The following is an 11,700-nucleotide window of genomic DNA, read 5'->3' as shown; positions in this document are numbered from 1 at the left end:
ACTCTGGCCCGGGGAACGCTGCAACACGCGCGCAATGCGCAAAGAGTCCACCCCGATTCACGAAAAGAAGGACCTAATGAGGATTCCTGGACGCACCGCCGCAGTGGCGCTGGCCCTAACCATGAGCATCGGAACAGGCGTTCAAGCTACCGTGGCTACCGCTGCGAATGCCGACGTTCCCAAGTCATTGCCTACAAGCAAACTGAACGTTGCCGCGGCGAAGTCCACTGGTACCAAGCGCACTACCGCGGACCTTCGCATGCGTGCCAAGGCGACGACTGCTTCGGCCACCCTGGCTGTTATTCCCAAGGGCACCAAACTCACAGTCTTGGCGACCAGCGGCAAGTGGAGCAAGGTCAAATACGCTGGCAAGACCGGCTGGTCATCCAATTCATACTTGGAAGCCGTCGCTTCATCGTCAAATTTAAGCAGCGGCACCCTTCGCTACACCACTGCGAACCTGAACCTGCGTACCGGAGCGGGAACCGGGTATCGCACAGTGGGGATCATCCCCAAGGGCGAACGCGTTACCGTCCTGCAAACTTCAGGACGGTGGGCCAAGGTTCGATCCTCCAAGGGGACCGGTTGGTCCAACCTCGGCTACCTCAAGCCCGCGGCCAGCTCCTCTAACCCACCGAAGCCTAGCCCTGAATCGTCAATTACCACGGGATACACGACGGCCAGCCTGCACCTTCGAACCGGGGCGGGAACCACCTACCGCTCCGTGGGAGTGATTCCCGCGGGCGAAAAGATCAAGATTTATCGCTACTCGGGCAACTGGGCCCGGATATCCTCATCCAAGGGAACCGGATGGGTCAGCAAGGCCTATCTTGGCAAGGCCCCAGCGAGCCAGAAGCCACAGCCAGAAGGCACTTCCTCCACGGTGGCATACGCGTCCGTGGGCGTAAACCTGCGATCCGGTGCGGGTACCGGGTACCGGGTACTTGGCGTCGTCCAGGCGGGCGAGAAGGTCACGGTTCGCTCTTCCTCGAATGGCTGGTCCAAGGTTTCCAGCCGGATCGGCAGTGGCTACGTCAGCTCAAGATATCTCACTTCCTCGGAGCTGCAATCCGTGCGCAGCGATACCCAGCTGGTCATGAATACTGTTCGCCGGCTTTTCGCCGGCGACTTCACCACGCTGGGCACGATTCGTCCCGGATCGGCCGGACACAGTTCCGGAAGAGCCGTGGACGTGGTCATGGCAAATTACAAGAGTGCGTCCGGCATTCAAGCTGGGGACCGCATTGCCCGGTTCCTCTTGGATAATCGCCAGCAGTTGGGGATCAGCTACCTGATTTGGCAGGACAAGATCTGGTTGTCTGCCAAAAAGGGCTGGGAACCTTACTCCACCTCTGGCAAGTACGGCACTCAATTCACCAATAACTGGACTGACACCACCAAGCACATGGACCACATCCACGTGGAAACTCATGGTGAATCGGCCACCGGCGGAGCATTGAATTACAGGGCGCTGAACTACTAATACTGGTTCTGGCCAACAGGCCGTGACCAGAAAACCGTTCGCGAGCCAACCGCGACTGTGCCCCTCGGCAATAATGCCGAGGGGGCACAGTCATGGTCCTATAGCTGGTTTAACGCAGGTACTTGCCCGAGACCCAGCCCGTCTTGGACGAGTACTTCACCTTGTACCAGCCCGATTTCTGGGTACCGGTCAAAGCCACCTTTTTGCCCTTGGGGATGGTGAGCACCACGCGATGATTTGTTCCTGCACCGGTGCGCATATTCAAATTGGCGATGGTCTTCTTGGAGGCAGTCTTTGAGCTGGACTTCTGCTTCTGGCTCTTCGGCTTGGGAGCCGAGTCGGAGAAGCCGCTCAGGTATTGGCCCGAAACCCATCCTGACTTGCCTGCGTACGCTACTGGGTACCAATCGGATTTATTGGAGCCGGTGATGGTCACCTGCTTGCCGCGAGGAATCGTCAAGATGACCCGGTTCCCCGTGCCAACTCCGGTGCGCATGTTCAGATTCGCGGTGGTCTTGGCGGACTTGGATTGCGTGCTCTTGGGCTTTTTGTCCTTGGAACTTTCCTTTTTCTTCGTAGTGGAAGGCATCGAGACATCGCGCAGGTATGTGCCGGATACCCATCCGGTCTTGGAGCTGTACCGCACCTGATACCAACCCGATTTCCTGGAGCCGGTCAGCTGAATGCTTTTGCCGCGAGGGATGGTGAGCAGAATCCGATTGTTCGTTCCTGCACCGGAGCGCATATTCAGGTTCGCGGTGGTTTTTGCGGTGCCCTTGGACTTCTTGTCCGAATTGTTCTTGGACCCCTTGCCAGCGACGCCGTAGTAGGCCTCGAGAGTTTTTGCGCCCGAGTTCTTGTAGCTCTTGGCTAGCGTGGTGCCAAGGTAGCGGAAATGCCATGGCTCGTAGGAGTAGCCGGTGACTGATTCTTGTCCCTTGGGATAGCGGAGGATGAAGCCGTACTTGTGGCCATTTTTGGCGACCCACTTGCCCACAGGAGTATTGGCGAAGCAAGCCTGCAGGCCGCATTCGCGGTTGTGGTTGCCAACGTCAATGGCCAGCCCGGTTTGGTGCTCGCTGGTTCCGGGAATTGCCGAGATTTTGGATGCGTAGCTCTGGCCGTAGATGCGGGTGTAGTAGTTGTACAACTCAGCCTGGCGGGCGTAGGAACGATAGCCGCTGACGGCTCGAATGCGCACGCCGTCCTTAGCCGCAGCTTTGACCATCTTGGAGTATGCAGAGGCCGCCGAGGATTTCAGCCGAACATTGGTGCCCTTGACGGCCACGGTTTTCGGAGCATATTTTTTCGGGCTCAACGGATAGTTCCTATTAACGAAGACATCCGTTTTGCCTGGATCGCGCTGGATCTTCTTCGAAGCAATCTGCACGGCGGAATCCACCGTGACTGACTGCGCAGCAACTTCCGCCGGGGCGGCAGACACCACCGGAGCAGCTGTTGCGGGGGATAGCGGCAATAAAGCGGCCATGAGCGCTGCAGATACGGTTGCGGACAATGTGAACTTAGCGGCACGCGACGGTTTCATTGGTTCTCCACTGCTGGTGATGAGCGATGCGAACTTTATTCCACCACCATTTGCCGGCCGTTACAAGGTTTCTGCAATTGGTTGATGATGAACTGACTAACCAAAATGCCCAACACCTGCGATTGTTGGCATTGAGCACGGTGCCATGGGTTGGCGGTTGATGATTGCCCTGCTGTCGAGTGGTGACTGTCCTCAGAATCATTCCTCACCTGAGGTAACGCGATCGCCTTAGAGATGGCATTGAATCGTGCGCAAGTGATCAACGAATAGAAGCCATGTCCCTTCTCGCTGGGTCCACGTTGAATTTCAAGCCCAAAAGTGAACCCCGGGTGAACAATTTGTCAGCGCTAGTAACCTGTTGGCATTGGTCTTAAAACCTTCTCGCGTCGTGCGTGTTAAGAATCGATCAAAACGCCGGCTGAATTTTCCTCGGTCGGCGAGGTTTGGTAGGTTTGCGATCATGCATATCCGTCCTGAAGTCTTTGATGACCGTGCAGCGGTGTATGCAGTAACGCATGCTGCCTTTGCTGGAATCGACCCAATGGTTGAGCCCGAGGAAGTCGGATTGCTTCAGAATCTGTTCGACTGCGAAGAATATGACTCGCGCTTCTCCCTGGTTGCCCTTGACGATTCAGTGGTCATTGGCCACGTCATTGCCACTTGGGGCATCATCAACGGTGAACCCCTGCTGGGGCTTGGCCCGCTGGCTGTTGCCCCGGAGTATCAACATCGTGGTGTGGGCTCGATCTTGATGCAAAGCATTCATGACCGGGCCGAGGCGGAATCCTTGAGCGGTATCGTCCTGTTGGGCGCCCCTGGGTATTATCGTCGATTCGGGTACGAACCGGCTGAAGCCCGCGGGATTGCCCCGAGCGATAGCAGCTGGGGCGAGCACTTCATGGTGCGCGTATTCAATGAATCAAAACTGCCTCAAGGCGGCTTCCAATACGCCAAGCCATTCGGTGTTTGACTAAGTAATCGGTGGGAAAAGCTCTGCAGCTATTGTCTGGATATGGCATCAGGCGTAGATATGGAATATGTCATCAGATGAAGAGCTAGAACAACTGTCATTTACCGTTTCGGGATTCATTTCCAGGGCGGTGACCCAGGTTTATGAGGCCGTCGCAGATCCCGCGCAACTGTCGAGCTACTTCACGACCGGTGGAGCGGAAGGTCGGCTGGAAGCCGGAACAACAGTCTCATGGGACTTCCACGATTTCCCCGGCGCGTTCCCGGTGAAGGTGGTCGACACCGAATTTCCCCGCAGGATCGTCGTGCAGTGGGGCGCAGAGCATGCCACTGCTGAAGACCAGATGACCACGGTGACGTTCGAATTCACCTCGGTGGATGACAGCACCAGAACCAAAGTGGAGATCACCGAAAGCTCGTGGCAGGCCAACCCCGCCGGCGCCAAGGCGGCCTTTGGCAATTGCATGGGCTGGACCGGCATGCTGGCCGCGATGAAAGCCTGGCTGGAGCACGGGATCAACCTCCGTGAGGGCTTCTACAAGTAAATCCCTAAGCCCTAGCGCCGACGCCGGTAGTACACGTGAGTGGCCAGCGTTGTTTCGCGGCGCGAGTACCGGTCCATGTGGGTTTCGATATTTTCTACGGTGATGGCTTCGCCTCGCCCCAACTTGATGGGCGCAATATGAAGCCGCAGCTCATCGATGAGGCCCGCGTTCAGGAACTGCACGATGGTGTTGGCGCCACCGGCGATGGCCACTGGCTGTTCGCCGGCGGCTTCTTGTGCTTCGGAGAGCGCTTCGTGGATTCCCTCGGTGACGAACTGGAAGCTGGTCCCGCCGTCGAGGCGAATCAGCGGCCGGGGGTGGGTGCTGAGCACAAAAACCGGCGCATGGTATGGCGGGTTATCTCCCCACCAGCCGGTCCAGTCCGTTGAATGATTGCCAGGAGGCGGGCCGAACATGTGGCTGCCCATGATGAACGCGGCGGCTTCGGTGATTGCCGCGATTTCCTCGGCATTTTCTTCGGTGCGCTCGAATTGCCAGCGATGCAGTTCTTCTGCGCCCTCGCCGAGAGGGAACTGCATGCTCTGATGGGGTCCTGCGCAAAATCCATCAGAAGATACTGTCACATCGCAAGTAACTGGCCCCATCGCCTACTCCTCAAATCATCAACCGCAGTACTGGTTCTGTAGATATTCCTACAGTGAACCGGTCCCAGCGCAGATGCAAGCAGTATTGGGCGATGATTATTTTTCGGAGCTGTCCTGTTCATTGTCGCTGGAGCCATTCCACAATGTTGAGGAGTGCTTCTTGATGAGTGCAGCCTCTAAAAGCATGGCCGCTTTGCGGTGAACGCACGGCACCCACCGCACTTCCAGATTCAACCGGTCGATGGCTCGACGCGCCATGCGCTCTACGCTTTCGGGGCGACCGGCTTCGGCCTCGAGGACGAATTGGGCCAGCCATGCTGAATCGGCCAGCGCCAAATTCATGGCATATTTTCCAAGGCCCGAGGTGGCGCCCTTGCCGCTGGAATAGATCTTCAAGCGTCCACGCAGGCCCTTGCCATTTCGCTCGCCGGCTTGCCCGATGTACAGCGGTGGATTCTGCTCATGGCCGCGTTCCCGGACGACGTAGACTCCGGGCAGTACTGGCGCTTGTTCGGCGGACTGTTCAAAGGGGATCCACTCGGACCATTCCAGCGCATCGAGGGTGGAAGCATCGATGGGGAGCAGCGGTGCGTCTATGCCGGGCGCTCCGGCAAATTGCAGTTGCTGCAACAGGGTTGGGTGCAGATGCCAATTGCCGCCGGGTTTATTGGGGATTTGCACCGCGCCTTTGGGGCGATGCTTTCTCAGGTAGCTTCGGAGATCCTTGGTTTCGACGCCGAGTTGGCTGGCTGCTACGTCGAGGCTCAGCAGCTGCTCGTCCTTCAACAATGATCTTCCTTCTGTTTTGAACTGAACTTTCAAGCAACGCGTGTGCCTGCTCCCATGGTGCAAGAATACCCGGCAGGGAGGGTGCTGCACCCAATCCTGCCGGGCGATCTCCCGGGGATTATTGAACTGCGCGATGCAATTTGCTGCTCAAGCGGTTCAATTCGAGGAATTCTTCTTCGGATAGTGCCGTGCCCAGCAGCTCATGCAGATGCTTCACATGCTCGCGGCCGATCTCTTGCTGCAGTTTCAGCCCCTTGTCTGTCAGCGAGAGCTGGGTGGCCCGATGGTCCACCGGGTCTGGTTCGCGCACGACCAGGCCTTGGTCTTCCAGCCGCACGACCATGCGGCTCAAGCTGGGCTGGGAAATGAGCAGCTGCTTGTTCAGCTCAACCATTCGGCTCTTGCCACCCGGGCAGGTGCGTAAATTGAACAGCACGTCGTATTCGCGCATGGACAGCTTGCCGAACTCCGGCATGGCGGTGATCTGGCGCATCACCGCCACCTGTGCCCGGAAGAGGGACTCCCAGGCATCGGTGGTGACCTTCAAGGAGGCTACAGCTTTATTGGTCCCGGTCACTTGCTACTGGCTCCTCGGTATCTGCTACGTCAGCTTCCAGTTTAGCCCGGTGCGCGGCGACCAGTCCTTCATGCGTCGGAGCCGGGGTCAGGTCGGTTGGTTCCCGCGACTCCATTTCCTTGCGCAGTTCGGGCAGCACGTATTCGCCAAACATGTCGAGCTGGTTCAGCACCGTCTTCAACGGCAGGCCGGCGTGGTCAACGAGGAAGAGCTGGCGCTGATAGCTGCCGAAGTATTCCTGGAAGGTCAGAGTCTTTTCCAGTACCTGCTGTGGCGACCCAACGGTCAGTGGCGTCTGGGCTGTGAAGTCCTCCAGCGAAGGACCGTGTCCGTAGACCGGGGCATTATCGAAGTACGGGCGGAATTCCTTGACCGCCTGCTGAGAGTCCTTGGCCATGTAGAACTGTCCGCCCAGTCCGACGACGGCCTGATGGGCCTTGCCGTGGCCGTAGTGCTCGTAGCGTTCACGGTAGAGGTTGATCAGCTGCTGGTAGTGCTCCTTTGGCCAGAAGATGTTGTTGGCAAAGAACCCGTCGCCGTAGTAGGCCGCGATCTCGGCTACTTGCGGGGTGCGGATGGAACCGTGCCACACAAAGGGAGCCACCTCATCCAGGGGGCGAGGCGTCGAGGTGAAGTTCTGCAGGGGAGTGCGGAACTTGCCCTCCCAGTTCACGACATCTTCATCCCACAGGCGGCGCAGCAGGTTGTAGTTCTCAACGGTCAGGTTCACCGAGTCCTGCATGTTCTTGCCGAACCACGGGTAGACCGGTCCGGTGTTGCCGCGTCCGAGCACCAGATCCACGCGCCCGCCAGACAGGTGCTGCAACATGGCGAAGTCTTCGGCAATTTTGACTGGATCATTGGTGGTGATCAGTGTGGTGGCCGTGGAGAGGATGATGCGCTCGGTCTGCGCGGCGATGTAGGCCAGAGTGGTGGTTGGGGAGGAGGAGAAGAACGGGCGGTTGTGGTGCTCGCCGATGGCATAGACATCCATGCCGATTTCTTCGACCTTCTTGGCGATGGCCACCGATGCGTCGATGCGTTCTTTTTCGGTGGGGATGCGGCCGGTGGTGGGGTCGCGGGTGATATCGCTGACTGAAAATACTCCGAACTGCATGTCCACTCCTGTTTGTTGTTGAATGTTGCGGTGTACGCCTAAGTTCAATTTATATGCGTATGCATGTAATAACAAGTTGATGCGTCAAATATTCCCGGAGGCGGTCCATGCGGTATGGCACGTATCAGCGGCAGGTCGGAGCTTTCGTGGTTTCAGCGGCTTGGGGCTATCGGTGCATCGGAGCAAAGCCCCCGGACCAGAACAAGGTGCTTTGTTCATGAGCGCGGGCGAGTTCTGGATCCTTAGCCGTGGATCCTTCGCGGCGTTGTTGCTGGCGCAAAAGTCGCAATTCCCGGCGCAGTGCACGAGCGCTGAGTGTTTGCGCGGTGGTCTGTGGAAATTGCGGGGCAGTGCTGCCCGCGTCGGCGGCTTCGCAGAGGTTGATGGTTGAGGTGGTCATTTCGTGGCCTTTCGTAGTGGTTCGTACGAAAGCCAACAGGCTCTAGTTAGCTTGAGGTCAAACCCTCAGCCATGAATAATGCAAATATGACTACATCCAACGCAAATTCCGCCGTGCCTCAGCGCAAAAGCCAATTAGGCATCGGCGAGTTGGCGAGGCGTGCCGGAATCACGGTGCCTGCCGTCAGGTACTACGAAACCCGGAACCTGATCTCCTCAACGCGAACTAGCGGAAACGTCCGAGTTTTTGCGCGGCATACGCTGCGCCGCTTGGCCATCATCGCTGCCGGCCAACGTGTCGGAATGACTCTGGGCGAAATTGCCGAAGCGCTCAGTGAGCTGCCTGCCGACCGGGCCCCGAACAAAGCCCACTGGGAACAGCTGAGCACGCATTGGAAGCTCATCGTTGACCGGCGGGTCAGTCAACTCGAATCCTTGCGCGATTCGCTGGATAGCTGCATCGGCTGCGGCTGCCTCTCGTATAGCAACTGCTCATTGATGAATCCAGGAGACGAAGCCGCCGCCGAAGGCGAAGGATCGCGGTGGATCCGGAAGCTCGACGCAAATTCCCGAAATCAGTCCTCGGATGTCAGTTGACCATGCCGCTCTGGAACGCGATCAATGCCGCTTCAACGCGGTTGCGCACACCGAGCTTGAGCATAATCGAGGTCATATGCCCTTTGACGGTGGCAGGAGTTAGCACCAGCTCTTCGGCGATTTCCGCATTTGAATCTCCGGCCCCGACAAGCGACAAAACATCACGTTCACGCGGCGTGAGCTGTGCAATCAGTGTCGTTGCCACGGTGTGCCGCCCATGATCCAGGCTGCGAACCTTGTCGACCAGGCGCTTGGCAATGCGCGGGGAGAGGGCCGCGGCGCCATCGGCTACCGAATGGACGGCCCCAATCAACTCCTCGGGGCTGGAGCTTTTGAGCATGAATCCGGCGGCACCGCCGGCCATGGCGCGATCGATATACTCTTCTTCGCCAAAAGTTGTCAGGATCAATACCTTGGCCTCCGGGTCCTCGGCCAGGATGCGCTCCATCGCACCGAGCCCATCAAGCTGGGGCATGCGAATATCCATCATGGTCACCTGGGGGCGAAGCCGAGCAGCCAATTCGATAGCGCGGATCCCATTCTCTGCTTCGCCCAGGATCTTGATGCCCGGGTCGCTGGCGAGGATGGTCCCAAGCCCTGCGCGGATCAGCGGATCATCATCAACAAGCAGTAGCCCTACCGGATGTTCTTTGCTCATGTATTGATCCTATGACGCGGGGTAGAGGTGGTCGGCGGATATCAGGACATCATCCGAGAAGCAGAGCCGGAACATCTCGCTGCCCAGGTCCAGCACCCCGGTGCGCGCAGCGTAGTATCGGCACTGGCCGCTGGCCGGTAGCCGGGATTCATCGATAACCGGAAGCGGCTGGTCCAGACCCTTGGCCTGGACATGCTCAGCAACTTCCTCCCGGGTCATCCCCATCGAGAGCTGCTGGAAATCAGCCGGGCTCAACGCTGTGGCCCGGAAGGTCGCCAACTGCAAAAAGTACAATCCCAGCACCATGGCCGCTACCGTAAGGACGGGCACAAGAACCAGCAGCCATCGTGAAGAGGCCTTGCCGGAACCCGGCTCCGGCGGCAATCCGGAATCCGGTTTGATCCGGCCGATCGTGGCCACCACTTCAAAGGAATCATCGGAACGGTTCACGCGCAAGGATCCGCCATGCAAGGCTAATGCCGCGCGCAGGGTGCGCAGACCCGTGGCCCCGGCCCGCGCCGGAGACGGGGAACCGTCCAGCGGATTGCTGATCCGCAAGGTGATGGGATCCGCACTGCTATCAAGCTCCACGTCCACCAGGTGCTGCGGCGCGTATTTGGCCGCATTGGTCAGCGCCTCCTGCAGCACCTGATGCAGGACAGCACCGGACGCCGAGCCGGGTTGGCCTGCGGGGTCCGGACCTGTCACCTGGTAGCTGATCTGCATGCCCCGGCTGCGTGCCTGGGCTATCAGCCTTTCCAAGGATTGCTCCTGGGGGCTCAACGATGCATTCTGAGTCGGATCATGAAGCACTTCAATGATCTCGTGCAGGTGCTCAACGGCCTGATCAGCCTGGGCGCGGATGCGCACAGCGAACTGGTAAGCCTCCGACTCCCTGTCCAGGGCCATCTGCAACCCACCGGTAGACAGCGCCAACAGCGCCATGTCATGCCCCAATTGGTCATGCATCGCCTCGGCAATGCGCGCTCTTTCGCGAAGCCCGGCCTGGACCGCTGCATGGTGGCGTTCCTGGGCCCGGAAGGACAACGCATTGCGCCTGGCCCGACCTGCCCACCACGGCAATAGGACGAACAAGACCACCCCGGTCGAGAGATTCAAGGCAAAGGTCAGCACGCTGACATGAGTGGAAAAAATCAGCGTAATCCCCGCAGTGAGCGCACCGGCCGCCAAGGCAGTGATGCCATGGACCACCGAGTCCACGCGGCGCCCCGCAAGAAAGCTGCCGACGGCGGCCAGCGGAGCCAGGAACAGCCACGCTCCGCTGGTAGACAGCGGGAGCAGGTACGCGCTCAGCGCGAGAACGATGAGCAGCAAGACCTGCTTCCACTGGATAGCCATGATGATCATGCTACGCAGGACCAGTGGAAGCTGACACCGACCAAGGTCGGGGGAGCCCGACCCGGAACTGCCGACCATCTGCCGGTGTGCCCGGCTTCGTGCGATGACAGAGTTGAGCCCGGGAAAAGGAGTTCACCATGATCAAGCTCGAAGCACTCACCAAGGACTACGGCAACACCCGCGCCGTGAACGAACTGAGCGTTGGCATTCAACCGGGAAGGGTCACCGGTTTCCTCGGACCCAATGGAGCCGGTAAATCCACCACCATGCGCATGATTCTCGGCCTGGACGCTCCTACCAGCGGCCAAGCCCTGGTCAACGGGCAACGCTACGGCCAATTGGCTTACCCCATGCATACGGTGGGAGCCCACATCAGCGGCACGGCCGGGCATCCGGGGCATACGCCCCGGACATTCCTGCAGGCGCTGGCCCAAAGCAACCGCATCTGCCGGCAGCGAGTCGACCAGGTGCTCGAAGAATCCGGACTGGCAACCGTGGCCTCCAAGCGCATCGGAGGTTTCTCCCTGGGCATGCGCCAGCGCCTTGGGATCAGCGCCGCATTGCTCGGAGACCCGCAAATCCTCATCCTTGATGAGCCGATGAACGGGCTGGATGCACAAGGCATCGCATGGATCAGGCAAATGATGCGCACCCGGGCCGAAAACGGGGGAACAGTCTTTGTCTCCAGCCACCTGATGAGCGAAGTGCAGCAAGTAGCAGACCAGCTGATCCTCATCGGCCGCGGCCAGCTCATCGCTAATGCCGCCACCGAGCAGCTCATCACCGAGTTCACGCAACAGGTTGTCACCGTGCGTTCGCCGCAAGTCCAGGCGCTCGCCGACCTGCTCGGGCAGCGGGGTGTCCAGATTCAGACCGCGGGAGATCAAGCAGTGCGGGTCACGGGCCTGGCGGTGGAAGTAATCGGAGCGCTGGCCTTTGCCCACCACATCGAATTGCACGAATTGAGCGCTGCCCACGGTTCGCTGGAATCGGCCTATAACCAGCTGACTCACGACTCGATGGAATTCGCCGCACCATCCCCAGCAAGGAGCTGAA

At 59.0% G+C, this 11,700-nt stretch carries 14 protein-coding genes; 6 read left to right on the top strand and 8 right to left on the bottom strand.

Going from position 1 to position 11,700, the window contains the following annotated elements; all coding sequences use genetic code 11:
- Positions 1–76 precede the first annotated feature (76 nt).
- Entirely contained in the window at positions 77–1,483 is a 1,407-nt protein-coding gene (locus tag ACT7DV_RS16960) for an SH3 domain-containing protein (RefSeq protein WP_444664360.1), read from the top strand.
- Positions 1,484–1,592: 109 nt separating this feature from the next.
- Here the strand turns inward: ACT7DV_RS16960 and ACT7DV_RS16955 are convergent, their stop codons facing one another.
- Complete coding sequence (locus ACT7DV_RS16955) at positions 1,593–2,972, bottom strand: D-alanyl-D-alanine carboxypeptidase family protein (protein ID WP_444664358.1); 1,380 nt, start codon at positions 2,970–2,972, stop codon at positions 1,593–1,595.
- On the opposite strand from ACT7DV_RS16955, the gene ACT7DV_RS16950 reads away from it, so the two are divergent.
- The 3 genes from ACT7DV_RS16950 to ACT7DV_RS16940 all read left to right on the top strand — a co-directional run bounded on the left by ACT7DV_RS16950 (position 2,971) and on the right by ACT7DV_RS16940 (position 4,543).
- The gene (locus ACT7DV_RS16950) at positions 2,971–3,114 is read left to right on the top strand and encodes a hypothetical protein (RefSeq protein WP_444664357.1); all 144 of its coding nucleotides are present in this window, start codon (positions 2,971–2,973) and stop codon (positions 3,112–3,114) included. The genes ACT7DV_RS16955 and ACT7DV_RS16950 overlap by 2 nt on opposite strands.
- Before the next feature lie 375 nt (positions 3,115–3,489).
- Positions 3,490–3,999: a GNAT family N-acetyltransferase gene (locus ACT7DV_RS16945; RefSeq protein ID WP_195181749.1), complete on the top strand. Its 510-nt coding sequence runs from the start codon at positions 3,490–3,492 to the stop codon at positions 3,997–3,999.
- A gap of 67 nt (positions 4,000–4,066) precedes the next feature.
- The gene (locus ACT7DV_RS16940) at positions 4,067–4,543 is read left to right on the top strand and encodes an SRPBCC domain-containing protein (protein WP_060701367.1); all 477 of its coding nucleotides are present in this window, start codon (positions 4,067–4,069) and stop codon (positions 4,541–4,543) included.
- An 11-nt stretch (positions 4,544–4,554) separates the two neighbouring features.
- Here ACT7DV_RS16940 and ACT7DV_RS16935 read toward each other — a convergent pair whose 3' ends face one another.
- The 5 genes from ACT7DV_RS16935 to ACT7DV_RS16915 form a co-directional block, all read right to left on the bottom strand.
- A complete protein-coding gene (locus ACT7DV_RS16935) occupies positions 4,555–5,148 on the bottom strand; it encodes a dihydrofolate reductase family protein (RefSeq protein ID WP_171919042.1) in 594 nt (197 codons plus the stop codon).
- 96 nt (positions 5,149–5,244) lie between these two features.
- Positions 5,245–5,937, bottom strand: a complete 693-nt coding sequence (locus tag ACT7DV_RS16930) for a hypothetical protein (RefSeq protein WP_444664354.1) — start codon at positions 5,935–5,937, stop codon at positions 5,245–5,247.
- A gap of 118 nt (positions 5,938–6,055) precedes the next feature.
- Positions 6,056–6,514: a MarR family winged helix-turn-helix transcriptional regulator gene (locus ACT7DV_RS16925; protein WP_444664353.1), complete on the bottom strand. Its 459-nt coding sequence runs from the start codon at positions 6,512–6,514 to the stop codon at positions 6,056–6,058.
- Entirely contained in the window at positions 6,498–7,631 is a 1,134-nt protein-coding gene (locus ACT7DV_RS16920; RefSeq protein WP_444664352.1) for an LLM class flavin-dependent oxidoreductase, read from the bottom strand. The genes ACT7DV_RS16925 and ACT7DV_RS16920 overlap by 17 nt, the downstream gene beginning before the upstream one ends.
- A gap of 166 nt (positions 7,632–7,797) precedes the next feature.
- The gene (locus ACT7DV_RS16915; protein WP_444664350.1) at positions 7,798–8,031 is read right to left on the bottom strand and encodes a hypothetical protein; all 234 of its coding nucleotides are present in this window, start codon (positions 8,029–8,031) and stop codon (positions 7,798–7,800) included.
- A gap of 86 nt (positions 8,032–8,117) precedes the next feature.
- Here ACT7DV_RS16915 and soxR point away from each other — a divergent pair, with 86 nt between their 5' ends.
- Positions 8,118–8,627, top strand: a complete 510-nt coding sequence (soxR, locus tag ACT7DV_RS16910) for a redox-sensitive transcriptional activator SoxR (protein WP_444664348.1) — start codon at positions 8,118–8,120, stop codon at positions 8,625–8,627.
- Here the strand turns inward: soxR and ACT7DV_RS16905 are convergent.
- Positions 8,620–9,285 (bottom strand): response regulator, encoded by a 666-nt coding sequence (locus ACT7DV_RS16905; RefSeq protein WP_444664346.1) that lies wholly within the window; start codon positions 9,283–9,285, stop codon positions 8,620–8,622. The two genes, soxR and ACT7DV_RS16905, sit on opposite strands and share 8 nt — an antisense overlap.
- A 9-nt stretch (positions 9,286–9,294) precedes the next feature.
- Positions 9,295–10,644, bottom strand: coding sequence for a sensor histidine kinase (locus tag ACT7DV_RS16900; RefSeq protein ID WP_444664344.1), 1,350 nt, complete (start codon positions 10,642–10,644; stop codon positions 9,295–9,297).
- A 137-nt stretch (positions 10,645–10,781) separates the two neighbouring features.
- Here ACT7DV_RS16900 and ACT7DV_RS16895 point away from each other — a divergent pair, with 137 nt between their 5' ends.
- Positions 10,782–11,699: an ATP-binding cassette domain-containing protein gene (locus ACT7DV_RS16895; protein ID WP_444664342.1), complete on the top strand. Its 918-nt coding sequence runs from the start codon at positions 10,782–10,784 to the stop codon at positions 11,697–11,699.
- The last annotated feature ends 1 nt before the right edge of the window (position 11,700 follow it).

The sequence above is a fragment of the Glutamicibacter sp. TV12E genome, from assembly GCF_052441935.1.
Taxonomy (GTDB): Bacteria; Actinomycetota; Actinomycetes; order Actinomycetales; family Micrococcaceae; genus Glutamicibacter.
This window is presented reverse-complemented; position numbering and strand designations above follow the sequence as displayed.